General features: G+C 64.0%; 24 protein-coding genes. 14 read left to right on the forward strand and 10 right to left on the reverse strand.

The annotated features are described in order from the left end of the window. Window positions 1-205 precede the first annotated feature (205 nt). The 5 genes from BMI90_RS08040 to purC all read right to left on the reverse strand — a co-directional run bounded on the left by BMI90_RS08040 (window position 206) and on the right by purC (window position 5,175). On the reverse strand, window positions 206-1,537 hold the full coding sequence (locus tag BMI90_RS08040; protein WP_078527958.1) for a sigma-54 dependent transcriptional regulator: 1,332 nt from the start codon (window positions 1,535-1,537) through the stop codon (window positions 206-208). A gap of 3 nt (window positions 1,538-1,540) precedes the next feature. Further along, on the reverse strand, window positions 1,541-3,256 hold the full coding sequence (locus tag BMI90_RS08045; RefSeq protein WP_245794992.1) for an ATP-binding protein: 1,716 nt from the start codon (window positions 3,254-3,256) through the stop codon (window positions 1,541-1,543). Between the two features lie 144 nt (window positions 3,257-3,400). Then, entirely contained in the window at window positions 3,401-4,069 is a 669-nt protein-coding gene (purQ, locus tag BMI90_RS08050) for a phosphoribosylformylglycinamidine synthase subunit PurQ (protein ID WP_078527962.1), read from the reverse strand. Between the two features lie 90 nt (window positions 4,070-4,159). Then, window positions 4,160-4,399: a phosphoribosylformylglycinamidine synthase subunit PurS gene (gene purS, locus BMI90_RS08055; protein ID WP_038073125.1), complete on the reverse strand. Its 240-nt coding sequence runs from the start codon at window positions 4,397-4,399 to the stop codon at window positions 4,160-4,162. Window positions 4,400-4,413: 14 nt separating this feature from the next. Beyond that, the gene (gene purC / locus BMI90_RS08060; protein WP_078527964.1) at window positions 4,414-5,175 is read right to left on the reverse strand and encodes a phosphoribosylaminoimidazolesuccinocarboxamide synthase; all 762 of its coding nucleotides are present in this window, start codon (window positions 5,173-5,175) and stop codon (window positions 4,414-4,416) included. Window positions 5,176-5,450: 275 nt separating this feature from the next. Here purC and BMI90_RS08065 point away from each other — a divergent pair, with 275 nt between their 5' ends. Then, on the forward strand, window positions 5,451-5,768 hold the full coding sequence (locus BMI90_RS08065) for a DUF1476 domain-containing protein (protein WP_078527966.1): 318 nt from the start codon (window positions 5,451-5,453) through the stop codon (window positions 5,766-5,768). Between the two features lie 212 nt (window positions 5,769-5,980). Next, complete coding sequence (gene bmt / locus BMI90_RS08070) at window positions 5,981-6,991, forward strand: betaine--homocysteine S-methyltransferase (RefSeq protein ID WP_078528156.1); 1,011 nt, start codon at window positions 5,981-5,983, stop codon at window positions 6,989-6,991. Between the two features lie 128 nt (window positions 6,992-7,119). Here the strand turns inward: bmt and BMI90_RS08075 are convergent, their stop codons facing one another. Next, window positions 7,120-8,214 carry a PA0069 family radical SAM protein gene (locus BMI90_RS08075; protein WP_078527968.1) on the reverse strand — a complete coding sequence of 365 codons (1,095 nt, stop codon included), beginning with the start codon at window positions 8,212-8,214 and terminating at the stop codon, window positions 7,120-7,122. Between the two features lie 158 nt (window positions 8,215-8,372). Here BMI90_RS08075 and BMI90_RS08080 point away from each other — a divergent pair, with 158 nt between their 5' ends. The 4 genes from BMI90_RS08080 (at window position 8,373) to BMI90_RS08090 (ending at window position 11,624) form a co-directional block, all read left to right on the forward strand. Beyond that, window positions 8,373-9,074, forward strand: coding sequence for a B12-binding domain-containing protein (locus BMI90_RS08080; RefSeq protein ID WP_078527970.1), 702 nt, complete (start codon window positions 8,373-8,375; stop codon window positions 9,072-9,074). Between the two features lie 121 nt (window positions 9,075-9,195). Beyond that, the gene (locus BMI90_RS18735; protein WP_168172740.1) at window positions 9,196-9,354 is read left to right on the forward strand and encodes a hypothetical protein; all 159 of its coding nucleotides are present in this window, start codon (window positions 9,196-9,198) and stop codon (window positions 9,352-9,354) included. Continuing rightward, window positions 9,351-10,013 carry a DUF1638 domain-containing protein gene (locus BMI90_RS08085; protein ID WP_078527972.1) on the forward strand — a complete coding sequence of 221 codons (663 nt, stop codon included), beginning with the start codon at window positions 9,351-9,353 and terminating at the stop codon, window positions 10,011-10,013. Before BMI90_RS18735 ends, BMI90_RS08085 begins: the two co-directional genes overlap by 4 nt. A 135-nt stretch (window positions 10,014-10,148) precedes the next feature. After that, window positions 10,149-11,624: a SulP family inorganic anion transporter gene (locus BMI90_RS08090; RefSeq protein ID WP_078527974.1), complete on the forward strand. Its 1,476-nt coding sequence runs from the start codon at window positions 10,149-10,151 to the stop codon at window positions 11,622-11,624. Window positions 11,625-11,714: 90 nt separating this feature from the next. Here BMI90_RS08090 and BMI90_RS08095 read toward each other — a convergent pair whose 3' ends face one another. Together BMI90_RS08095 and BMI90_RS08100 are read right to left on the reverse strand one after the other, a co-directional pair. Further along, complete coding sequence (locus tag BMI90_RS08095) at window positions 11,715-12,311, reverse strand: peptidylprolyl isomerase (RefSeq protein ID WP_078527976.1); 597 nt, start codon at window positions 12,309-12,311, stop codon at window positions 11,715-11,717. Then, on the reverse strand, window positions 12,304-12,810 hold the full coding sequence (locus BMI90_RS08100) for a peptidylprolyl isomerase (RefSeq protein WP_078527978.1): 507 nt from the start codon (window positions 12,808-12,810) through the stop codon (window positions 12,304-12,306). The genes BMI90_RS08095 and BMI90_RS08100 overlap by 8 nt, the downstream gene beginning before the upstream one ends. Before the next feature lie 177 nt (window positions 12,811-12,987). On the opposite strand from BMI90_RS08100, the gene BMI90_RS08105 reads away from it, so the two are divergent. From BMI90_RS08105 to BMI90_RS08135, 7 genes are all read left to right on the forward strand, one after another. After that, a complete protein-coding gene (locus BMI90_RS08105; RefSeq protein WP_078527980.1) occupies window positions 12,988-14,181 on the forward strand; it encodes a phosphoglycerate kinase in 1,194 nt (397 codons plus the stop codon). A 1-nt stretch (window position 14,182) separates the two neighbouring features. Further along, a complete protein-coding gene (locus BMI90_RS08110) occupies window positions 14,183-14,983 on the forward strand; it encodes an SDR family oxidoreductase (protein ID WP_078527982.1) in 801 nt (266 codons plus the stop codon). Window positions 14,984-15,081: 98 nt separating this feature from the next. Beyond that, window positions 15,082-15,975, forward strand: coding sequence for a fructose bisphosphate aldolase (locus tag BMI90_RS08115; RefSeq protein WP_078527984.1), 894 nt, complete (start codon window positions 15,082-15,084; stop codon window positions 15,973-15,975). A 318-nt stretch (window positions 15,976-16,293) separates the two neighbouring features. Beyond that, complete coding sequence (locus tag BMI90_RS08120) at window positions 16,294-16,590, forward strand: septum formation initiator family protein (RefSeq protein ID WP_078528159.1); 297 nt, start codon at window positions 16,294-16,296, stop codon at window positions 16,588-16,590. Window positions 16,591-16,739: 149 nt separating this feature from the next. Then, window positions 16,740-17,765 carry a pyruvate dehydrogenase (acetyl-transferring) E1 component subunit alpha gene (gene pdhA, locus BMI90_RS08125; RefSeq protein ID WP_078527986.1) on the forward strand — a complete coding sequence of 342 codons (1,026 nt, stop codon included), beginning with the start codon at window positions 16,740-16,742 and terminating at the stop codon, window positions 17,763-17,765. Between the two features lie 14 nt (window positions 17,766-17,779). Continuing rightward, window positions 17,780-19,150: a pyruvate dehydrogenase complex E1 component subunit beta gene (locus BMI90_RS08130; RefSeq protein WP_078527988.1), complete on the forward strand. Its 1,371-nt coding sequence runs from the start codon at window positions 17,780-17,782 to the stop codon at window positions 19,148-19,150. 12 nt (window positions 19,151-19,162) lie between these two features. Next, the gene (locus BMI90_RS08135) at window positions 19,163-20,479 is read left to right on the forward strand and encodes a pyruvate dehydrogenase complex dihydrolipoamide acetyltransferase (protein ID WP_078527990.1); all 1,317 of its coding nucleotides are present in this window, start codon (window positions 19,163-19,165) and stop codon (window positions 20,477-20,479) included. A 75-nt stretch (window positions 20,480-20,554) separates the two neighbouring features. Here the strand turns inward: BMI90_RS08135 and BMI90_RS08140 are convergent, their stop codons facing one another. Continuing rightward, a complete protein-coding gene (locus BMI90_RS08140; protein ID WP_078527992.1) occupies window positions 20,555-20,995 on the reverse strand; it encodes a DUF4174 domain-containing protein in 441 nt (146 codons plus the stop codon). A 187-nt stretch (window positions 20,996-21,182) separates the two neighbouring features. On the opposite strand from BMI90_RS08140, the gene BMI90_RS08145 reads away from it, so the two are divergent. Then, window positions 21,183-21,521, forward strand: coding sequence for a carboxymuconolactone decarboxylase family protein (locus BMI90_RS08145; protein WP_078527994.1), 339 nt, complete (start codon window positions 21,183-21,185; stop codon window positions 21,519-21,521). Between the two features lie 82 nt (window positions 21,522-21,603). On the opposite strand, the gene cysE is transcribed toward BMI90_RS08145, so the two are convergent. Further along, the gene (gene cysE, locus BMI90_RS08150; RefSeq protein WP_078527996.1) at window positions 21,604-22,410 is read right to left on the reverse strand and encodes a serine O-acetyltransferase; all 807 of its coding nucleotides are present in this window, start codon (window positions 22,408-22,410) and stop codon (window positions 21,604-21,606) included. Window positions 22,411-22,560 lie beyond the last annotated feature (150 nt).

Consider the following 22,560-nt stretch of genomic DNA (forward strand, 5'->3'; position numbering starts at 1 on the left):
TTCCGCAAAGCTCTAGCGTCAAAGCGCGGCGAGATAAATCCCCCCGCCCCTTCTTCTTGACCCAAATATCTCGGGGGAGTCTCCGCAGGAGACGGGGGCAGCGCCCCCTTTCTCGCGCATGATTTGTCGCCATCGGCGACGGGCAGAGCCCCCTTCCCGATCGCCAATTATCGCCCCCCGGAGACGGGGGGCGAAGCGCTTTCCGTCACAGATAATCCGCGCGCGCGAGCCCGTATTTCGCCATCTTCTCGTTGAGCGTCCGGCGCGGCAGGCAAAGCTCTTCCATCACCGCCGAGATAGACCCTTTGTGGCGGCGCATCGTATTGTCGATCAGCATCTTTTCGAAGCTCTCGACATATTCCTTGAGCGGCTTGCCCTCGGTGGTGATCGCGGCCGGTCCCGCCTCTTCGTCATCCGCCATCAGGAGCGACGCGATCGAGCCCGAGCCGCGGCGCGATTGCAGAACGGCGCGTTCGGCCACGTTGATGAGCTGGCGGACATTGCCCGGCCAAGGCGCCTGCAACAGCTGCGCGGCCTCCTGCGCAGTCACTTCGGGCACGTCACAGCCGTATTCATCGGCGAATTGCTCGGACATGCGGTTGAAGAGGGTCAGGATATCCTCGCCGCGCGCGCGCAGCGGCGGCAGGGTGATCTTGAGGGCGGCCAGGCGATAATAGAGGTCGGGCCGCAGCGCGTCCTCGACCGTCTTGCCCTCGCCATGGGTGTTGCAGATGGCGACGATCCGGGTTTCGGCGGGCGCGCCCTGATCGTTGATGAATTGCAGAAGACGCGCCTGAAGCGATTGGCTGAGCGCCTCGACGTCCTCGAGACACAGCGTGCCCCCGCGCGCTTCCTCGACGAGCGGCAGACCGCCCTCTTCGACCGGGCCGAAAAGCTTGGCGGCCAGCGCTTCTTCCGTCAGCGCCGCACAGCTCACCACGACGAACTTCTTGCCCGCACGCGGGCCGGTCGCATGCAGCGCATGGGCGACCAGCGTCTTGCCGGTGCCGGTCTCGCCGTCGATCAGCACGTGCCCATCGGCCTGGGAGAGATCGAGAATGTCCTCGCGCAGACGCTCCATCGGCTCGGAGGTGCCGATCAGCTTGCCCATCACCTTCTCGCCCTCGGCGAGATCGCGGCGCAGCGCCCGATTGTCGAGCGTCGTGCGGCGCATCTGCGTCGCGCGCTTGGCCAGTTCCGTCATCCGATCCGGCGAGAACGGCTTCTCCATGAAATCCATCGCGCCGAGCCGCATCGCCTCGACCGCCATCGGCACATCGCCATGGCCGGTGATCATGATCACCGGAAGACCGCTGTCGATCCCCATCAGGCGCTTGAGAAAGGCCATCCCGTCCATGCCCGGCATGCGGATATCCGAGATCACCACCCCCGGCCAGTCCGGTCCGATCTCCTTGAGCGCCTCTTCCGCGCTTGCGAAGGTCGCGGTGTCGAATCCCGACAGCGCCAGCCACTGGCTGACCGACTGCCGCATATCTTCCTCGTCATCGACGATCGCCACTTTCAACGTTCTTGCCATGTCTTACTCCGCGGCCCTGATGGACCTGTTCTTGTCCGATAGCAGCGGCAGCTGGACCTCGAAGACCGCACCCCCGCTCTCGGAATTATGGGCGGTCAGACGACCGCCGAAGTCACTAATGATGGAAGAGGAAATCGCGAGACCCAACCCGGTTCCCTCTCCCGGTTTTTTTGTTGTCCAGAACGGCTCGAACAGCTTGTCGAGATCGGTGATCCCGGGGCCGTTGTCGCGCACGCTCAGCACCGCCGTCTCGCCGCTGGTGAGCAGGATCTCGACCTGCGGCTCTTCCACCGATTTGGTGGCGTCGAGCGCGTTTCGCAACAGGTTGATGATAACCTGCTCGAGCCGGATCCGGTCGGCCATCACCATCACGGCGGCGCGCGGCATCGTTCGGATGATGTGGACCTTGCGGGTCTTGAGCTGCGGCTCCATCATCGAGAGCGCCTCGGAGAGCGCCGAGCGCAGATCGACGGGCTCGAAGGCCTCGCCGCCCTTGCGGGCATAGGATTTGAGCTGGCGCGTGATCGCCCCCATCCGCCCGATCAGATCGTCGATACGCTGGAAAGACGACAGCGCCTCCTCGACGCGGGCGCGCTGCAACAGCAGCTTCGCGCCCGCCAGATAGGTCTTCATCGCGGCCAGCGGCTGGTTGAGCTCGTGGCTTACCGCCGCCGACATCTCGCCCAGGGCCGCCAGTTTCGACGACTGCGCCAGCGTCTGTTCGGCCACGGCGAGATCCTTCTGCGCCTTCTCGCGTTCCGCGATCTCGCGGCTCAGCCGGGCGTTGAGCGCGCGCAACTCTGCCGATTCGGCACGCAGCGCCTGGCTTTGCCGACGCGCGCGCCGCGAGAGGCCATAGAAGACGAAGGCCAGCAGGATCGCGAAGCCCATGATCTGCAAGGCCAGCACCGCATTCACCCGCTCGCGCACGGAATCGTAGCTGGTAAAGGCGATCATCTTCCAGCCACGGAAGGGGATGCGCGCCTCGGTGCGCATCACCGCCTGACCGCGCAGGTAAGCGTCGGGCGCCTCGTTCGCCCAATCGGCCGTCGCCTGAAGCGCGCGCTGGATCGCCGAGGGCGCCGAGCGCGCCGCAAGCGCCTCGGCCATGGTGACGCCGCGCCAGCGCGGCTCGGTCGTCAGGATGATCTTTCCTTCGCTGTCGACCACCGCCAGCGCATCCGAGATCCCCGCCCAGGCCCGCTCGAATTTCGACAGATCCGCCTCGACCACGATCACACCGACGGGACGATTGTCCTGGATCACCGCGCGCGAATAGTCGAATTCCGTGCCGCCCGCCTCGTTCGTATTGACCGAGAAGATCGTCCCCCGCGATCGCGTCGCATCGACGAAAAAGGGCGTGTTGGAGAAATTCATCCCGATCTGGGTGCGATTGGTCGAGGCGACGACGCGACCCTGCATGTCCAGAAGCCGGATCGAGGCCACCGCAACCTCCTTGCGCGCCGTGATCAGCTGCGCCGAGGCGGTGGAATAATCCGTCGTATCGAGCGCCTGGGTCAGCTGCGGATCGCGCGCCAGCAGGAGCGGCACGACGGAAGTCCGCTGCAGTTCGGACATGATGTTGCCGGTGTAAAGCGCCAGACGCAGCTCGGTGCGCACCCGCGTGGTTTCCGTGAAACGCTGGGTAAGCCATTGATTGGTCACCCACATCACCGCCCCCGCGAGCACGAGGATCACCACGACCGCGATGCGCAGCATCCAGCGCGAACGCCGCGTGCGGCCGATCGGGCCGAAACCGCTGTCGCCCTCGGGCAGCGGTTCCTGCAGGATCAGCGGGTCTGGCATCGCTTGCGTCATGCGCGAAGTCTAAGCCAGAGGCAAAGCTGCAACAAGCACGGGCGGTTAGGCGCTCTCGAGCACCGAAGTCAACGCGCGGAAAAGCGCCGCCCCGTCGGCGCCGCCTTGCGCATCCTCGATCACACGTTCGGGATGCGGCATCATGCCCAGCACACGGCGGTTTTCCGACAGCACGCCCGCGATATCGTCGACCGAGCCGTTGGGGTTCTCGACATAGCGGAAAGCCACGCGATCCTCGCCTTGAAGCCGCGCCAGCCCTTCGGCGTCGATCTGGTAATTGCCGTCGTGATGGGCGACCGGGATCACGATCTCCTGCCCCGCCTCGTAGCCGGAGGTAAAGGCGCTGTCGGTGGTCGCGACACGCAGCGACAGGGGCTTGGAGACGAATTTCAGCCCCGCATTGCGCATCAGGGCCCCCGGCAGAAGCTTCATCTCGGTCAGCACCTGAAACCCGTTGCAGATCCCCAGCACATAGCCGCCGCGCCCCGCGAAATCGGCCACCGCGCGGCCGATCGGCGAGCGCGAGGCGATTGCGCCGCAGCGCAGGTAATCGCCGTAGGAGAAACCGCCCGGCACGCCGATGATATCGACACCGGCGGGGATCTCGGTCTCCTTGTGCCAGACCTTGACGACCTCTGCCCCGGCCTGCGCGAAGGCCACGCTCAGATCACGGTCGCAATTCGAACCGGGGAAGGTGATGACGGCGGCTTTCATGGGCGCAAACTCCTAGCCAAAAGTTTCGCGCCCTCGAATTGGCGCAAATATCCCAGGGGGTCCGGGGGAGGATCCCCCGGCGCGGCGCGATCAGGCGATCTCGATCGTGTATTTCTCGATCACGGTATTGGCGAGCAGCTTCTCGCACATATCCTTGACCTCGGCCTCGGCCGCAGCCTTGTCGGTCGCGGCCAGATCGAGCTCGATCACCTTGCCCTGGCGCACGGCCTCGACACCGCCGAAGCCCATATGGCCAAGCGCGTGGCGCACGGCCTCACCTTGCGGGTCGAGCACCCCATCTTTCAGCATCACATGAACGCGGGCTTTCATCCGGGAGGCTCCTTTCAGTTGATCAGCGTCGGTTTGATCGGCTGCGTGTTCGTGGGCAGCACGCCCAGACGCTTGGCCACTTCGGTATAGGCATCGGTCAGCGAGCCGAGATCGCGGCGGAACACGTCCTTGTCGAGCTTCTGGCCCGTCTTGATGTCCCACAGGCGGCAGCTGTCGGGGCTGATCTCGTCGGCCACGATCAGGCGCATGAAATCGCCATCCCAGATCCGGCCGATCTCGATCTTGAAGTCGATCAGCTTGATGCCCACGCCGTAGAAGACGCCGGTGAGGAAGTCGTTCACCCGCAGTGCCAGCGCCACGATATCATCGAGATCCTGCTGGTTGGCCCAGCCGAAGGCGATGATGTATTCCTCGGGCACGAGCGGATCGCCGAGCTCGTCGTTCTTGTAGCTGTATTCGACGATCGGGCGCGGCAGCGGCGTACCCTCCTCGAGACCCAGACGCTTCGCGATGGAGCCCGCCGCGAAATTGCGTACGATCACCTCGAGCGGCACGATCTCGACCTGGCGGATCAGCTGCTCGCGCATGTTGAGCCGCTTGATGAAGTGGTTCGGCACGCCGATATTCGCGAGGCCCGTCATGAAATACTCGGACAGGCGGTTGTTCAGGACACCCTTGCCTTCGATCGTCGCTTTCTTCTGCGCGTTGAAGGCGGTCGCGTCGTCCTTGAAATACTGCACGAGCGTTCCGGGCTCGGGGCCTTCATACAGGATCTTCGCCTTGCCTTCGTAGATCTTCTTGCGCCGGGGTGCCATCGCGTCTCCGTTCTCGCTAGGCGCGGAAAGGTCGGGTCAGAGGCTGCGCGCCGCAGATAGCGCTTCGCCCCCGCGCGCCTTCCGCGAAAGGGTGTTGATCGCCCTATAGGCCAAGCCCGCCCTTGCCGCAAGGCAAAGCGCAAGGGCTTTCACAATGAAACACACCCACGTCAAAGCGCCCGGAAATGAGATTTTCGGGCCCCTTTGCCCTTGCGGGCGGCGGCAGGGGCGTGCATATCCAAGGTAACGGATACTTTACCGGGAGGAAGCAGGCGATGACCACCTTCGACGATCGCGAAAACGCCTATGAAAACAAGTTCGCCCATGATGCCGAACTTCAGTTCAAGGCCGATGCGCGCTGCAACAAGATGCTGGGCCAATGGGCCGCGGGGCTGCTGGGCAAGACCGGCGCCGAGGCAGAGGCCTATGTCGTCAGCGTCGTGAAATCGGATTTCGAGGAAGCCGGGCACGAAGACGTCTTCCGCAAGCTCTCGGCCGATCTGGGCGAGAAGGCCGACGAGGCCACGATCCGGGCGAAAATGGCCGAATGCATGGCCGAGGCGCGCCGCCAGGTGGTCGAAGAGGCAGAGTAATCTCCGCCTGCCCCAATTCCAAAAGGCCGGGTGCGCGAGCACCCGGCCTTTTTCTTTACGGGCTTCTTTACGGACCACCTTCAACCCGCTTCCTCAAATGCCGCTCAAGACCTTCATGAAGGAAAGGAATTTGCCAATTCCGCCCCATCATGGCAGGAGAAGACCCAACCGCCGCGCCCGACGCGGCCCATTTGTATTTTGACGAGGCCCCGATGACTGACGCGCTGAGCCGCCTTCTTGAGACCCGCGACTGGTTGATGACCGATGGCGCGACGGGCACGAACCTGTTCAACATGGGTCTGAGCTCGGGCGATGCGCCGGAGCTGTGGAACGCCGACGAACCGGCAAAGATCGCCAAGCTCTACTCGCTTTCGGTCGATGCGGGCTCGGACCTGTTCCTGACCAACAGCTTCGGCGGCAACGCCTCGCGCCTGAAGCTGCACAATTCGCAACACCGGGTGCGCGAGCTGAACCGGCTGGCCGCCGAGATCGGCCGCGAGGTCGCCGACAAGGCGGGCCGCACCGTGGTCGTGGCGGGCTCGATGGGCCCCACGGGCGAGATCTTCGCGCCGATGGGCACGCTGACCCATGAGCTCGCGGTCGAGATGTTCCATGAACAGGCCGAGGGGCTGAAAGAAGGCGGCGCGGATGTGCTCTGGGTCGAGACGATCTCGGCGCCCGAGGAATACAAGGCCGCGGCCGAAGCCTGCCAGCTTGCGGGCATGCCCTGGTGCGGCACGATGAGCTTCGACACGGCGGGCCGCACGATGATGGGCGTGACTTCGCAGGCGATGGTCAACATGGTCGACAAGCTGGCCTACCCGCCGCTGGCCTTCGGCGCGAATTGCGGCGTGGGCGCCTCGGACCTGCTGCGCACCGTGCTTGGCTTTGCCGCGACCGGCACCGAGCGCCCGATCATCGCCAAGGGCAATGCGGGCATCCCGAAATATGTCGACGGCCACATCTGCTATAACGGCACGCCCGAACTGATGGCCGAATATGCGGTGATGGCGCGCGATTGCGGCGCCACGATCATCGGCGGGTGCTGCGGCACGATGGCAGAGCATCTCGTGGCGATGCGCGAAGCGCTGGAGACCCGCCCGCGCGGCCCGCGCCCGACGCTCGAGGAGATTTCGGCCAAGCTGGGCGGGTTCTCGTCCGAAGATGATGGGCTGGGCGAAGGCGGAGCCAAGCGCGAGCGGCGCGGGCGTCGGCGCGGCTGAGAGCGGTCGGGGTCAGATTGGGGGCGCTGCCCCCCGGCCTGACGGCCTCCCCCCGGGATATTTGAACCAAGAGGAAGAGAGGGTCGGGATTTCCCGGCGGATGGAATATGCGCGCGCTGCAGACGAGATCAGAACAGTTCGAGCTGATCGCCCGGCCGGGGCGGGACGTGGAACTGCGTCACGTCCAGTTCGGGCAGGTGGCGCACGAAGCCGAGCCTTTTGCAGCTGAGCCGGAAGCGTTGCTGCAACAGTTCGGCCATCTCGCCTTCCCCCTTCATCCGCGCGCCGAAGCGCGGATCGTTGAGCCGTCCGCCGCGCATGTCGCGAATCCGGCCCAGAACTTTTTCAGCCTTGCCGGGGTGGTGACGCTCCATCCAGTCGGCGAAGAGCGGCGCCACCTCATGCGGCAGGCGCACCGGCATCATCGCGGCGGCCTTCGCCCCGGCCCTGCGCGCCTCGGTCAGGATCGCCTCCAGCTCGTGATCGGTGAGGCCGGGGATCATCGGCGCGGCCATCACGCGCACGGGGATGCCGGCGCGCGAGAGTTCGCGGATCATGCGGATACGGGTCGGCGGGCTGGGCGCGCGCGGCTCCATCTGGCGGGCCAGTTTCGCATCGAGAGTCGTGACCGAGACCCCCACCTGCGCGAGCCCTGCCTCAGCCATCGGTGCGAGAATGTCGAGATCGCGCAGGATCGTCGAGCCGCGGGTGACGATCGAGACCGGGTGGCGATAGGTCCAGAGCACCTCGAGCACGCGGCGCATGATCTCCATCTTGCGTTCGATCGGCTGGTAGGGATCGGTACTCGTACCGATTGCCAGCACCTGCGGGCGGTAGCTTTTCTTGCGCAGCTCGTCCTCCAGCACCTGCGGCGCCTCGGGCTTCGCGATCAGCCGGGTCTCGAAGTCCAGACCCGCCGAAAGACCGAGATAGCCGTGGCTGGGGCGCGCGAAACAGTAGATGCAGCCATGCTCGCAGCCGCGATAGGGGTTGAGCGAGCGCTCGAAGGGCACATCGGGCGACTGGTTGCGGGTGATCACCGAGCGCGGGCGTTCCACCGAGACCTCGGTGCGGATCAGGCGTTCCTCTTCCGCGATGTCCCAGCCGTCATGCTCGGGCGCGCGGGCATAGGGTTCGAACCGGCCCGCCGGGCGCGAGGCAGCGCCGCGCGCACGCAGGCGCTCGGACGGGTTCGCGGGGTGAAGATCGAAGGGCAGACTCATGCCCGAAATCTAGAACGAAATGAGAACATTTGCCAAGTGGAGTCCCGCCGAACCCGCCTGAGGTCGGACAAAACACCGCGTATGTCGCAATTCGCCAAGACTTGACGGGGCCCCGGCCCCACCACAAAGGTAACACCGGCTCGCAGGAGAACGCACACATGGCCGAAGACGACGACGATATCATCCTCTCCGAACTCGACGATGACGAGCTCACCGCGCAGATGATGGATGACCTCTATGACGGTCTCAAGGAAGAGATCGAGGAGGCCACCCGGATCCTGCTCGATCGCGGCTGGACCCCCTATGACATCCTGACCAAGGCGCTGGTCGCCGGGATGACGATCGTGGGCAACGATTTCCGCGACGGCATTCTGTTCGTGCCCGAAGTCCTGCTGGCCGCGAACGCGATGAAGGGCGGCATGGCCATCCTCAAGCCGCTCCTGGTGGAGACCGGCGCGCCGCGCATGGGCAAGATGGTGATCGGCACGGTGAAGGGCGATATCCACGATATCGGCAAGAACCTTGTCGCGATGATGATGGAAGGCGCGGGTTTCGAGATCGTCGATCTGGGGATCAACAATCCGGTCGAGAACTATCTCGACACGGCCAAGGCCGAAGGCGCGGATATCATCGGCATGTCGGCGCTGCTGACCACCACGATGCCCTACATGAAGGTCGTGATCGACACGATGAAGGAACAGGGCATCCGCGACGATTACATCGTTCTGGTGGGCGGGGCCCCGCTGAATGAGGAATTCGGCAAGGCGATCGGCGCCGATGCCTATTGCCGCGATGCCGCCGTGGCGGTGGAGACCGCGAAGGCCTTCATTTCGCGCAAGCACAATCAGGTCGGCGTCTGATCCCGCGACATCTGAGCGGAATACAGCCCAGCCATGCATCGCAAAGGCCCCGTTTTTTTCAGCGGGGCCTTTTCATATGCCCCCTCGCGCCCCATACTCTAAAAGACGGAGGATACGCGATATGCCGCTGCCACATTTCCTGCTGCTGATCCTGTTCGTGATCGTTCTGGCCGGGGCCACGATCTGGGCCTTTGCCGCCTCGGGCGTGCCGATGGCCACGCTCGGGCTGATGGTCCTGATCGCGGCGGGCGTTGCACGGATGATGGCACGGGTGGAATGACCACCCTTCCCGGTGATGTTACCCTTTCCAAGGACGGTCTGGCGCCCGAAGGCACGGGTCGGCTCTTGCTGATCGCCTGCGGGGCGCTCGCGCGTGAGATCCTGGCGCTCAAGCAGATGAACGGCTGGGATCACATTGACCTGACCTGCCTGCCCGCGAACCTGCACATTTACCCCGAGAAGATCACCGACGCGGTGACCGCAGCGGTCGAGAAATTTCGCGCTGCCTATGACGATATCTTCATCGTCTATGCCGATTGCGGAACGGGCGGGCAGCTGGAGGCGCGCTGTGCCGAGCTTGGCGTCGAGATGATCGCGGGGCCGCATTGCTATTCCTTCTTCGAAGGCAATGCGCTCTTTGCCGAGAAAGCCGAGGATGAAATCACGGCCTTCTACCTCACCGATTTTCTCGTGCGCCAGTTCGACGCTTTCGTCTGGCGCCCGATGGGGTTCGACCGCCATCCCGAGCTGGTGCCGATGATGTTCGGCAATTACGACCGGCTGATCTACCAGGCGCAGACCGACGATCCGGCGCTCGACGCGAAGGCGCGCGAGGCGGCCGATCGGCTCGGCCTGCGTTATGAGCGGCGCTTTACCGGCTATGGCGATCTGGCCACCAGTCTGACCCAATTCGCCGCCAAATCGGGCCGAGCGGTTTAACTCCGTTTGAAATTTCCTTAAACAGCGACCGAAATGCTTGGCTTCGCTGCATCGCGGCGATATTTGCGAAGCAAATCCGAAATTCACGGCCCGCCCCTCCCCGGTCGCGGGCCTTTGCTTTACAGGAAGAGCCTTATGACTCTGTCGCAATGGCGCAGCCAGTGGACTGGCAACACCCGCGCCGACATCCTCTCCGGTCTCGTGGTGGCGCTCGCGCTGATCCCGGAGGCCATCGCCTTCTCGATCATTGCGGGCGTGGACCCGAAAGTCGGCCTCTATGCCTCCTTCATGATCGCCACCGTGACTGCGCTTTTCGGCGGCCGTCCGGGCATGATCTCGGCCGCGACGGCGGCAACGGCGGTGCTGATGGGTACGCTGGTGCGCCAGCACGGGCTCGACTATCTGCTCGCCGCCTCGATCCTCGCCGGGGTGATCCAGATGATCGCGGGCGCGCTGAACCTCGGCACGGTGATGCGCTTCGTGTCGAAATCGGTGATGACCGGCTTCGTGAACGCGCTGGCGATCCTGATCTTCATGGCGCAATGGCCGGAGCTCGATCCCAGCAAGGTGCCGCCGATCACCTATGCGCTGGTGATCGCCGGACTTGCGATCATCTACCTTCTGCCGCGCGTCTTCCGCGCCATCCCCTCGCCGCTGATCGCGATCCTCGTCTTGAGCGCGGTGACCATCGGCCTCGGCCTCGACGAGGTGCATACCGTGGCCGATATGGGCGCCCTGCCCGACCAGCTTCCCTCGCTGTTGATCCCCGACATCCCCTTCACCTTCGAGACCTTGCAGATCATCCTGCCCTATTCGGTCGCGGTGGCGGTGGTCGGGCTTCTCGAAAGCCTGATGACGCAGAACATCGTCGACGAGATGACCGACACGCGCTCGGACCGCAAACAGGAATGCTATGGTCAGGGCATCGCGAATGTCTGCTCGGGCTTCATCGGCGGCATGGCCGGTTGTGCGATGATCGGCCAGTCGGTGATCAACGTGACTTCGGGCGGGCGCACGCGCCTGTCGACCCTGACCGCAGGCGTCGCGCTCCTGATCTTCTGCGTGGTGCTGGGCGAATGGGTCGGCCGCATCCCGATGCCCGCGCTCGTGGCGATCATGATCATGGTCTCGATCGGCACCTTCAGCTGGGCCTCGATCGGCCAGCTGCGCACGATGCCGATGTCGTCGAACGTCGTGATGCTGGCGACCGTGGCTTTCGTCGTCGTCACCCATAACCTCGCGATCGGCGTGCTGGTGGGCGTTCTGCTGTCGGGGATCTTCTTCGCGGGCAAGATCGCACAGATGACCGAGATCACCTCGCGCCTGAACGAGACCCACAACCTGCGCACCTATTACATCAAGGGCCAGGTCTTCTTCGCCACGGTCGAAGAGTTCAACCGCGCCTTCGACTTTCAGGAAAAGCTCGAGCGCGTCGTGATCGACCTCACCCATGCCCATATCTGGGATATCTCCTCGGTCGCGGCGCTGGACCGGGCAGTGGGCAAGTTCCGCCTCGCGGGCACGGAAGTGAAGGTCGTCGGGATGAACCACGCGACCGAGACGATCATCGACAAGCTGTCGAATGGCGGTCAGGTCGCAGCCGGGCACTGAGCCGGCGCACGCCTTCCTGCGAGGGCGTCCGAAACGCAATGAGGGGGCCGAAGCCCCCTCATTCAGACCCGTCAGAGCGGATCGCTCGGATCATTCCTCGACGGTGGCCGAGACGATGTAATCGGGCTCTTCCACGACGCCGTTGCGGCCCGGATCGCCCTTCTTGATCTGGTCGACCACATCCATCCCGCTCACCACGTGACCGACGACGGTATATTGCCCGTCGAGATGGGGCGCGGGGGCGAACATGATGAAGAACTGCGAATTCGCCGAGTTCGGATTGGCCGCGCGCGCCATGCCCACTATGCCGCGCTGGAAGGAGACGTTCGAGAACTCCGCGGGGAGATCCGGCAGGTCCGAACCGCCCATACCCGCCATCGAGGTGTCGCCACCCTTCTTGCCGAACTGAACGTCGCCGGTCTGGGCCATGAAGCCGTCGATCACGCGGTGGAAGACGACGTCGTCGTATTTGCCTTCCTTCGCGAGCGTTTCGAGGCGCTCGACGGCCTTCGGCGCCTTGCCGGGCAGCAGGTCGATCACGACCTTGCCCGAGGTCGAGCCGCCGATCTCGAGGACAAGCTTCGGCCCGCCCGTATCGGGCACGCCCGAGCTGTCTTGCGCGAAGGCCGCGGGCGCTGCGAGCGCGAGCGCTGCGGCCAGGACGGTGCGGCGGGCGATATTACGCATCGGCGGCCACCTTCACCGAGATCATGCGGTCGGGATTGCGCGGCGGCTCGCCGCGCGCGATCTTGTCCACATGCTCCATGCCCGAAATCACGCGGCCATAGACCGTGTATTGACCGTTCAGGAAATGGTTGTCCTTGAAGTTGATGAAGAACTGCGAATTCGCCGAGTTCGGGTTCATCGAACGCGCCGCACCCAGCGTGCCGCGATCATGCGGGAGCTTCGAGAACTCGGCCGGAAGATCGGGATATTGCGACCCGCCGGTGCCTGCGCGTCCGGGGTTGTAATCCTTCTCCATATTGGCGTTCTGCACATCGCCCGTCTGGGCCATGAAGCCCTCGATCACACGGTGGAAGGCCACGTTGTCATAGGCGCCGTCGCGGGCGAGCTGCTTCATGCGCTCGGCGTGCTTGGGGGCCACATCGGAAAGAAGTTCGATCACGACCGGCCCGTCCTTGAGCTCGATGATGATGGTGTTTTCGGGATCCTTGATCTCGGCCATTGGGTCCTCCTTTGAGATTTGGCCGACCATAGGAGCGGGGCCCTTGCGCGGCAAGGACAAAGCGCCGCAGTCTGGCCGCGATCGTTGACGCGACCCATCGCCGCAGGGCAAGAATATCGCAAGCCGCGGGAGCGGGCCGCACGTTCGATGGCCCCCCGCGTCCCAAGGGAGAGAAACATGGCTTGGAAAACCCTCGATGAGGTCGATCTTGCGGGCAAGGTCGCACTGGTGCGTGTCGATATCAACGTGCCGATGGAAAACGGAAAAGTGACCGACGCGACGCGGATCGAGAAGATCGTGCCCACCGTGCGCGACATCCTCGCCAAGGGCGGCAAGCCGGTGCTGCTGGCGCATTTCGGCCGCCCCAAGGGACAGGTCGTCCCCGAGATGAGCCTCGCGCCACTGGTGCCCGCACTGCAAGCCGCGATCGGCGCGCCGGTGAAATTCGCAAGCGACTGCGTCGGCGGTCCGGCGAAGGAAGCCGTGCAGGCGCTTGGCGCGGGCGAGGTGCTATTGCTCGAAAACACGCGCTTCCACGCGGGTGAGGAAAAGAACGACCCGATGCTGGCCGCCGAGATGGGTGCGCTGGGTGAGATCTATGTCAACGACGCCTTCTCGGCCGCGCACCGGGCACATGCCTCGACCGAGGGAATCGCGCGTGTTCTTCCGGCCGTCGCGGGCCGACTGATGGAGGCCGAGCTGAAGGCGCTCAACGCCGCCCTTGGCGATCCCAAGCGCCCGGTCACCGCCGTGGTCGGTGGCGCGAAGGTCTCGACCAAGCTCGACCTGCTGGGCAACCTCGTGAGCAAGGTCGACCACCTGATCATCGGCGGCGGCATGGCCAATACCTTCCTCGTGGCGCAGGGCGTCGACGTCGGCAAATCGCTGGCCGAGCGCGACATGGCCGACACGGCGCGAGAGATCATGGACAAGGCGAAGTCTGCCGGCTGCGCGATCCACCTGCCCGTCGACGTGGTCGTCGCGCGCGAATTCAAGGCGGGCGCCGAGAACGAGACCGTCGCGAACGACGCCTGCCCCGCCGACGCGATGATTCTCGATGCGGGTCCGAAATCTGTGGAACAGATTGCCTCGGTCTTCGAACATTCCAAGACGCTGATCTGGAACGGCCCGCTCGGCGCCTTCGAGATCGCGCCCTTCGATGCCGCCACCAATGCGGCGGCGGCCAAGGCGGCAGAGCTGACCCGCGCGGGCAAGCTGATCTCGGTCGCGGGCGGCGGCGATACGGTGGCGGCCCTCAACAAGGCCGACGCGGCGAAGGACTTCACCTACATCTCCACCGCAGGCGGTGCTTTCCTCGAATGGATGGAAGGCAAGGAGCTGCCCGGCGTGGCCGCCCTCGAGCGGGGCTGAGATGACGGGCCCGCGTGGCTGGGCGCTGGTGACCGGGGCTTCTTCGGGCATCGGTCGGGAGTTGGCGCGCTGCGCGGGGGCCGAGGGCTACAATCTCGTGCTCTCGGGGCGGGACGAGGCGGCGCTGGCCGATCTCGCCCGCCAGATCGAGGCGGCGAGCGGCGTGACCGCTCGTCCCTGCCCTGCGGATCTGTCGAAACCCGGCGCGGCCGGGGATCTGTGGACGCGGGCCTGCGCGCTCGCCGAAGGGCCGATTCATGTGCTGGTGAACAATGCCGGGCTCGGGCGCTATGGCGATTTCGCCTCCGATACGGATGGCGACGCGCGGGAAGACGAGCTGATCACGGTGAATATCGTCGCCGCGACCGAGCTGATGCGGCTCGCCATTCATGCCATGCGCCATCGCGGCGCGGGGCGGGTGCTGAACGTGGCCTCTGCGGCGGGATTCATGCCGGGGCCAAACATGGCCGTCTACCACGCCTCGAAAGCCTACCTGCTGCATCTGAGCGAGGCCGTGGCCGAGGAACTGAAATCCACCTCTATCACCGTCACGGCGTTGTGTCCCGGCGCAACCCGCACCGCGTTTTTCGAGCGCGCCGAGACCGAGACGACCTGGCTGATGAAACTGACACCGATGCCGAGCGCTGAAACTGTCGCGAAAGCGGGCTGGCGGGCCTGCATGGCGGGGCGGCGCGTGGTGGTGACGGGCGCCGACAACAAGCTTTTCACCTTCCTGACCCGGCTCGCCCCTCGGCGGTTGGTGACGATGCTGACCGGCTGGTTTTTGCGCCGCGCGGGCTGAAATTCGCGCCCTTACCGATTGTTAGCGTCACCAGCGTTGCATCGACTCTGCACAAAACCTATCCCTTCGGTGACCCACATCCCGCAGGAGGAATCCCCATGTCGAACGCCCAGCAAACCGAAAAGATGCGCGAAGGCAACGGCTTCATCGCAGCCCTCGACCAGTCCGGGGGCTCCACGCCCAAGGCGCTGCGGCTCTATGGCATCGAGGAAGACGCCTATGACGGCGAAGAGCAGATGTTCGACCTGATCCACGAGATGCGCTCGCGGATCATCAAATCGCCCGCCTTCACCGGCGAGAAGGTCGTGGGCGCGATCCTGTTCGAACAGACGATGGACCGCGAAATCGACGGCATTCCGACCGCCACCTATCTCTGGGAAAAGCGCGGCGTGGTGCCCTTCCTGAAGATCGACAAGGGGCTGGAGGCCGAGGCGAATGGCTGCCAGCTGATGAAGCCGATCCCGGGCCTCGACGAGCTTCTGTCGCGCGCGGTCAAGGCGGGCATCTTCGGCACGAAGGAACGTTCGGTGATCTCGGCGGCCAATCCCGCCGGCATCAAGGCGGTGGTCGATCAGCAGTTCGAGCTGGGCGCGCAGGTGCTGGGCCATGGGCTCATGCCGATCATCGAGCCGGAAGTGACGATCTCGATCGCGGACAAGGCCGAGGCCGAGGAGATCCTCCTGTCCGAGATCCTCACCCATCTCGACGCCCTGCCCGAAGGCAAACAGGTGATGCTGAAGCTCTCGCTGCCCACGAAGGCGAACCTCTACAAGCCGCTGGTCGATCATCCGAAGGTGCTCAAGGTCGTGGCCCTCTCGGGCGGCTATTCGCGCGACGAGGCCAATGCGAAGCTCGCGCAGAACACCGGCATGATCGCGTCGTTCAGCCGTGCGCTGACCGAGGGGCTTTCGGCACAGCAGACGGATGCGGAATTCGACGCGATGCTGGGCGAGGCGATCTCTTCGATCCACGCGGCTTCGGTGGCTGGCTGATCGCGGGCGGCCTTCGCCACTCACCGGCGGCAGACCTTACGGGCCAAGGGGGCGCTGCCCCCTCGCCCGTTCCAGGCTCACTCCCGGAGATATATTCATCCAAGTCGAAGGCAGGAGCGTTTCAGCGCGCTCCTGCCTTTCGCGTTTAAGAAAAGCTGTCTTGCCCGCGCAACAGCACCGCGGAGCCGCGAAATTCTTTGAGAAATCGACCATCTGGGGGATTCCCTTGGCGAATCACTTATGCGATGATTCCCGAAACGGCCCGAGAGAGGCCGGGGCACGCACCGGACAGGCGGCCCCAAGATGCGAGGCAGGATGATGACGTTGAAGCGCCCCACGATCGGGCCCCTGATTTCCGTGACCGTGGCAGTGGTGCTGGGCACCTATTTCGCCTTCTCGGCCGTTCAGGGCGAGTACGGCATCCTGCGTCGCGTCCAGATCGAGGCGGAGATCGAAGCCAAGCGCGCCGAACGTGATGACCTGCGCGTTCAGGTCGACCGGATGGCCAATCTCACCCATCGCCTTTCGGATGATTATCTCGACCTCGATCTTCTCGATGCGCGTGCCCGCGAGGTTCTGGGCGCCATGCGCTCCGACGAGATCGTGATCCGCTAGGGCCTCGGTCGAAACCGCGCCCTTCTGCCCTATTTCAATCGTGATAGCCATTTTCCCCGCGCCATGCCGCGGGGTCATTGCCATTGCCCCGGCTTTGATATATGAAATGGTTTAACGTTGAACTATTCCGGCCAAGGGAGGTCTGACCAATGGCAGTACGGAAAGGCTCGGCGAGCGGCGCCAAAGCGGGCGCGAATGTCTCGGCCGAGGAACTCAAGAAATTCTACAATGACATGCTGCTGATCCGGCGCTTCGAAGAGAAGGCGGGTCAGCTTTACGGCATGGGTCTGATCGGCGGCTTCTGCCACCTCTATATCGGGCAAGAAGCGGTGGTCGTAGGCCTCGAGGCTGCCGCGAAAGAGGGCGACAAGCGCGTGACCTCCTATCGCGATCACGGACATATGCTGGCCTGCGGGATGGACCCGAAAGGCGTGATGGCCGAGCTCACCGGCCGCGAGGGCGGCTACTCGAAAGGCAAGGGCGGCTCGATGCACATGTTCTCGAAAGAGAAGCATTTCTACGGCGGCCACGGCATCGTGGGCGCGCAGGTGCCGATCGGCGCGGGCCTCGCCTTCTCGGACAAGTACAAGGGCAATGACAACGTCACCTTCGCCTATTTCGGTGATGGCGCAGCCAACCAGGGTCAGGTCGCAGAGACCTACAACATGGCCCAGCTCTGGGATCTGCCGGTCGTCTTCGTGATCGAGAACAACCAGTATGCGATGGGTACGAGCGTCAAGCGCGCCACCAAGTCGCCCGATTTCTACGAGCGCGGCATCGCCTACGGGATCGCGGGCGAAGAGGTCGACGGGATGGATGTGCTGGCGGTGAAGGCCGCGGGCGAAAAGGCGGTCGCGCACTGCCGCGCGGGCAAGGGCCCGTATATCCTCGAGATCAAGACCTATCGCTATCGCGGCCACTCGATGTCGGACCCTGCGAAATACCGCACCCGCGAGGAGGTCCAGAAGATCCGCGAAGAGCGTGACGCGATCGAACATGTCCGCCAGCTGCTGCTGACCGGCAAGCATGCGACCGAGGACGAGCTCAAGCAGATCGACAAGGACATCAAGGCGATCGTCAACGAGTCCGCAGATTTCGCCAAGGAAAGCCCCGAGCCCGCGCTCGAGGAGCTCTGGACCGACATTTACGCCGAAACGGCGCCGCAGAACGCCTGAGGGGGGAAGAACAGATGGCAACCAAGATTCTGATGCCCGCGCTCTCGCCCACGATGGAAGAGGGCACGCTGGCGAAATGGCTCAAGAAAGAGGGCGACGCGATTTCGGCCGGTGACATCATCGCCGAGATCGAGACCGACAAGGCGACGATGGAATTCGAAGCGGTCGATGAGGGCACGCTGGGCAAGATCCTCGTGCCGGAAGGCACGAGCGGCGTGAAGGTCAATGACCCGATCGCGGTTCTGCTTGAGGAAGGCGAGGATGCGTCGGCGGCGGACGAGGCCGAAGCGCCCAAGACCGAGGCGGCTCCGGCTCCGGCCAGCGCCCCGGCCCAGGCGAAGGCACCCGAGGCCGAGGACATGCCCAAGCCCGACACCAGCCCGGACTGGCCGGAAGGCACGAAGATGAAGACGCAGACCGTGCGCGAGGCGCTGCGCGATGCGATGGCCGAAGAGATGCGGCGTGACGAGTCCGTCTTCCTGATGGGCGAGGAAGTCGCCGAATATCAGGGCGCCTACAAGGTCAGCCAGGGGCTGCTCGACGAGTTCGGTGCGCGCCGCGTGATCGACACGCCGATCACCGAGCACGGCTTTGCCGGCATCGGCGTCGGGGCGGCGTTCGGTGGACTTCGTCCGATCGTCGAATTCATGACCTTCAACTTCGCGATGCAGGCGATCGACCAGATCATCAACTCGGCGGCGAAGACGCTTTACATGTCCGGTGGCCAAATGGGTGCGCCGATGGTGTTCCGCGGCCCGAACGGCGCGGCCGCTCGCGTGGGCGCCCAGCACAGCCAGGATTACGGCGCGTGGTACGCCCATATTCCGGGCCTGAAAGTGGTGCAGCCCTATTCGGCGGCCGATGCGAAAGGCCTGCTGAAATCGGCGATCCGCGATCCGAACCCGGTGATCTTCCTCGAAAACGAGATCCTTTACGGCCGCTCCTTCGAGGTGCCGGATCTGGAAGATTTCACCATCCCCTTCGGCAAGGCGAAGATCTGGCGCGAGGGTGCAGACGTCACCATCGTCAGCTGGGGCATCGGCATGAGCCACGCGCTGGAAGCGGCTGAAAAGCTTGCGAAAGAGGGGATCGAGGCCGAGGTGATCGACCTGCGCACCCTGCGCCCGGTGGACTATGACACCGTCATCGCGTCGGTGATGAAGACCAACCGCTGCGTGACCGTCGAGGAAGGCTTCCCGGTCGCGAGCTTCGGCAACCACCTGTCGGCCGTGATCATGGAGCGCGCCTTCGATTATCTCGACGCGCCGGTGATCAACTGCACGGGCAAGGACGTTCCGATGCCCTATGCGGCGAACCTCGAGAAACTGGCGCTCGTGACCTCGGACGAGGTCGTCGAGGCGGTCAAAAAAGTCACCTACCGGTAAGGGGATAGCGCAATGGCAACCCAGATTCTGATGCCCGCCCTGTCGCCCACGATGGAGGAAGGCACGCTCGCGAAATGGCTCGTGAAAGAGGGTGATACCGTCTCCTCGGGCGACATTCTCGCGGAGATCGAAACCGACAAGGCCACGATGGAATTCGAGGCCGTGGATGAGGGTGTGATCGGCAAGATCCTCGTGGCCGAGGGCACCTCGGGCGTGAAGGTCAATGACCCGATCGCCGTTCTGCTGGAAGAGGGCGAGGATGCTTCGGCCGCCGAGGCTGCGGAGGCGCCCGCCGCGGCACCTGCGCCCGAAGCCAAGGCAGAGGCTGCCCCGGCAAAAGCGGAGAGCAAACCCGCCGCCCCTGCCCCGGCCGCGCCGCAAGGCTCTGACGGCAAACGCATCTTCGCCTCGCCGCTCGCGCGCCGCATCGCCGCTGACAAAGGCGTCGATCTGGCTTCGATCAGCGGTTCGGGCCCGAAAGGCCGGATCGTGAAGGTCGATGTCGAGGCAGCCCAAGGTGGTGCGGCCGCAGCGCCCGCCGGATCCTCCGCAGCCGCCCCGGCCCAAGCCGCGGCCCCTGCCCCGGCCGCCGCGCCCACTGTCTCCGCCTCGACCATCGCAAAGATGTATGAGGGCCGCGAATACGAGGAGATCGCCCTCGACGGGATGCGCAAGACCATCGCCGCGCGTCTCACCGAGGCCAAGCAGACGATCCCGCATTTCTACCTGCGCCGCTCGGTCAAACTCGACGCGCTGATGAAATTCCGCTCGCAGCTCAACAAGCAGCTCGAAGGTCGCGGCGTGAAACTTTCGGTCAACGATTTCATCATCAAGGCCTGTGCGCTCGCGCTTCAGGCAGTGCCGGATGCGAATGCGGTCTGGGCTGGGGATCGGGTGTTCAAGCTGAAACCCTCGGACGTGGCCGTGGCGGTCGCGATCGACGGCGGGCTGTTCACGCCGGTGCTGAAAGATGCGGAGAGCAAGTCGCTCTCGACCCTATCGGCCGAGATGAAAGACCTCGCCACCCGGGCCCGCGACCGCAAGCTCGCGCCGCATGAATATCAAGGTGGCAGCTTCGCGATCTCCAATCTCGGCATGTTCGGAATCGAGAATTTCGACGCGGTCATCAACCCGCCGCACGGCGCGATCCTCGCCGTGGGCGCGGGCATCAAGCAACCGGTGGTGAACGCCGAGGGCGAGATCGAGGTCGCCACGGTCATGTCGATGACTCTCTCGGTCGATCACCGCGTGATCGACGGTGCGCTTGGCGCCGAGCTTCTCAAGGCGATCTGCGAGAACCTCGAAAACCCTATGCTGATGCTCGCCTGAGCGCGACCGAGACCTGGAAACGACAGAAACGCCCGGACCGATCGGCCCGGGCGTTTCTCTTTTCATATCAGCAATCTAATCTTCACGCATCTCGCGCTGACGCATCGGCATCGCGTCGATTGTGGCAAATAGCACCTCCGCCGGAATTGGCGCGGCACGGTCGATCTTCACCCCGCCATCCTTGCCGATCAGCAGCATCCGGAACCCGTCGACCCCAAGCTGCGCACGCAGCCCGCCTCCCGCGTCCGGCGAGGCATCGACCAGAACGACGATATCGCGTTCGACAAGACCGGCTTTCTGCCCCAGCATCGTCTCGCGCGCAGCAATATAGCGTTGATCATGCGGTGAAGGGGCAAAAATCACGATCAGCCGCTGCCTCCATCGGTAGAGCGAGAGGTCCTCCATCGTCCCGACAAACGCCTGAATTAGCGGTTCACTCGCCAGCGCGGATGACCCGCCCCCACCCACGGCGCAAAACACCGCAGTGGCAAGACCCATCTTGGTTCTCCAGATCATCGCATTCTCCCGTTGGGCGTCTCAGGAAATACGCAAGCGGGGGCAGATCGGCTTGAAATTTCAGCACTTCGATCGGTCAATTAAGGCGATTTCACATTTTTTCGATCCGCGTTGATCTCAGTCACCGACAGGAAAACAGAGTGCGGTAGATTCGGCCTGCTCTCACATCCAGAACAGGAGTTCGACCATGGAATGGAAAAAAGAGATCGCCACCGTAAAGGACAATATGGGCGATTATGGAGCGAAACAGCCGGCCAGCGCACAGGGCTTCGGCGCTCTGCATCAGGCCGCTCTCGCTCCCGGTGCGCTTGGGACGAAAGAAAAGGAACTGATCGCGCTGGCCATCGCGATTGCCAAGCAATGTTCCTATTGCATCGGCTTCCACGTGCAGGCCTGTATCGAAGCGGGCGCCACGCGCGAGGAAGTCGAGGAGACGGTCAATGTGTCGGTCCTCATGGGCGGTGGCCCCGCGATGATGTATGGCATGAAGACACTCGAGTGTTTCGACATTCTCTCGAAGGGATGACCTTCGGGTTCTCCTGATCGCCAAAACAAAAAAAGAGGGCGAGCACCGCAGCGCTCGCCCTCTTCTCAAACTCGATATCCGATCAGCCGTTATGCAGGAGCTGGTCCATTTCGGAAGCCGGACGATCGCAGCCCGCATCGCCCACGATCTTTGCAGGAACTCCTGCGACGGTCTTGCAGCACGGCACTTCCGAGAGAACGACCGACCCGGCCGCGATCCGGGAATTGTCGCCCACCTTGATATTGCCAAGCACCTTCGCGCCTGCCCCGATCAGCACACCATTGCCAATCTTGGGGTGACGATCCTCGTCCTCCTTGCCGGTCCCGCCAAGAGTCACCGAATGGAGCATAGAGACATTGTCACCCACGACGGCGGTTTCGCCGATTACGATCGAATGGGCGTGATCCATCATAATGCCCCGACCGATGCGTGCACCGGGATGGATGTCGACACCGAAGAGTTCCGAGGCCCGCATCTGCACGAAATACGCCATGTCGCGCCGACCGTTGGCATAAAGCCAATGCGCTACCCGATAGGCTTGCAACGCCTGGAACCCCTTGAAGAACAAGAGCGGCTGGAGAAGCCGGTGGCAGGCCGGATCACGCTCGAGCACCGCAACCAGGTCAGCCCGCGCCGCCTGCCCGAGATCGGGATCGGCGCGATAGGCCTCGTCAGCGATTTCGCGCAGGATCTGTTCACTCATCTCGCCCGAGGCGAGCTTCATCGAAAAGCGATAGGCCAGAGCGCGCTCCAGCGACGGATGATGCAGCAAACCAGCATGGATCAACGCACCAAGAAGCGGTTCGTCACGCACCGCCGCGCGTGCCTCGTCGCACAGCCGTGTCCAGACTGGATCGACCGCCGCCACTTTCACCTGTTGTCTCGACATCGGAACTCTCCCTCTTGGCGCGTGAGCCTAACACATAGGCTTTTTGTCGGATAGAGGAAGGGCTCGGCCCGATTATCTCCTCCCAGTGCGCCAAAGCTCGAAAGCCTGACAGACGGCACCCAGCGTCGCGACCGGCAGCGTTCTTTCGTC

Origin of the sequence: Thioclava sp. L04-15, assembly GCF_002020275.1 — a bacterium.
GTDB lineage: Bacteria > Pseudomonadota > Alphaproteobacteria > Rhodobacterales > Rhodobacteraceae > Thioclava > Thioclava marina.

Excerpts from the sequence above, each read along its gene's own strand:
- BMI90_RS08105 (WP_078527980.1), top strand. The coding sequence starts at position 12,988 with ATGGCTTGGAAAACCCTCGATGAGGTCGATCTTGCGGGCAAGGTCGCA.
- cysE (WP_078527996.1), bottom strand. The coding sequence starts at position 22,410 with ATGTCGAGACAACAGGTGAAAGTGGCGGCGGTCGATCCAGTCTGGACA.
- BMI90_RS08140 (WP_078527992.1), bottom strand. The coding sequence starts at position 20,995 with ATGATCTGGAGAACCAAGATGGGTCTTGCCACTGCGGTGTTTTGCGCC.
- BMI90_RS08120 (WP_078528159.1), top strand. The coding sequence starts at position 16,294 with ATGACGTTGAAGCGCCCCACGATCGGGCCCCTGATTTCCGTGACCGTG.
- BMI90_RS18735 (WP_168172740.1), top strand. The coding sequence starts at position 9,196 with ATGCCGCTGCCACATTTCCTGCTGCTGATCCTGTTCGTGATCGTTCTG.
- BMI90_RS08090 (WP_078527974.1), top strand. The coding sequence starts at position 10,149 with ATGACTCTGTCGCAATGGCGCAGCCAGTGGACTGGCAACACCCGCGCC.
- BMI90_RS08040 (WP_078527958.1), bottom strand. The coding sequence starts at position 1,537 with ATGGCAAGAACGTTGAAAGTGGCGATCGTCGATGACGAGGAAGATATG.
- BMI90_RS08130 (WP_078527988.1), top strand. The coding sequence starts at position 17,780 with ATGGCAACCAAGATTCTGATGCCCGCGCTCTCGCCCACGATGGAAGAG.
- BMI90_RS08110 (WP_078527982.1), top strand. The coding sequence starts at position 14,183 with ATGACGGGCCCGCGTGGCTGGGCGCTGGTGACCGGGGCTTCTTCGGGC.
- bmt (WP_078528156.1), top strand. The coding sequence starts at position 5,981 with ATGACTGACGCGCTGAGCCGCCTTCTTGAGACCCGCGACTGGTTGATG.
- purS (WP_038073125.1), bottom strand. The coding sequence starts at position 4,399 with ATGAAAGCCCGCGTTCATGTGATGCTGAAAGATGGGGTGCTCGACCCG.
- BMI90_RS08145 (WP_078527994.1), top strand. The coding sequence starts at position 21,183 with ATGGAATGGAAAAAAGAGATCGCCACCGTAAAGGACAATATGGGCGAT.
- BMI90_RS08045 (WP_245794992.1), bottom strand. The coding sequence starts at position 3,256 with ATGCTGCGCATCGCGGTCGTGGTGATCCTCGTGCTCGCGGGGGCGGTG.
- BMI90_RS08080 (WP_078527970.1), top strand. The coding sequence starts at position 8,373 with ATGGCCGAAGACGACGACGATATCATCCTCTCCGAACTCGACGATGAC.
- BMI90_RS08095 (WP_078527976.1), bottom strand. The coding sequence starts at position 12,311 with ATGCGTAATATCGCCCGCCGCACCGTCCTGGCCGCAGCGCTCGCGCTC.
- BMI90_RS08135 (WP_078527990.1), top strand. The coding sequence starts at position 19,163 with ATGGCAACCCAGATTCTGATGCCCGCCCTGTCGCCCACGATGGAGGAA.
- BMI90_RS08115 (WP_078527984.1), top strand. The coding sequence starts at position 15,082 with ATGTCGAACGCCCAGCAAACCGAAAAGATGCGCGAAGGCAACGGCTTC.
- BMI90_RS08075 (WP_078527968.1), bottom strand. The coding sequence starts at position 8,214 with ATGAGTCTGCCCTTCGATCTTCACCCCGCGAACCCGTCCGAGCGCCTG.
- BMI90_RS08100 (WP_078527978.1), bottom strand. The coding sequence starts at position 12,810 with ATGGCCGAGATCAAGGATCCCGAAAACACCATCATCATCGAGCTCAAG.
- purQ (WP_078527962.1), bottom strand. The coding sequence starts at position 4,069 with ATGAAAGCCGCCGTCATCACCTTCCCCGGTTCGAATTGCGACCGTGAT.
- purC (WP_078527964.1), bottom strand. The coding sequence starts at position 5,175 with ATGGCACCCCGGCGCAAGAAGATCTACGAAGGCAAGGCGAAGATCCTG.
- pdhA (WP_078527986.1), top strand. The coding sequence starts at position 16,740 with ATGGCAGTACGGAAAGGCTCGGCGAGCGGCGCCAAAGCGGGCGCGAAT.
- BMI90_RS08085 (WP_078527972.1), top strand. The coding sequence starts at position 9,351 with ATGACCACCCTTCCCGGTGATGTTACCCTTTCCAAGGACGGTCTGGCG.
- BMI90_RS08065 (WP_078527966.1), top strand. The coding sequence starts at position 5,451 with ATGACCACCTTCGACGATCGCGAAAACGCCTATGAAAACAAGTTCGCC.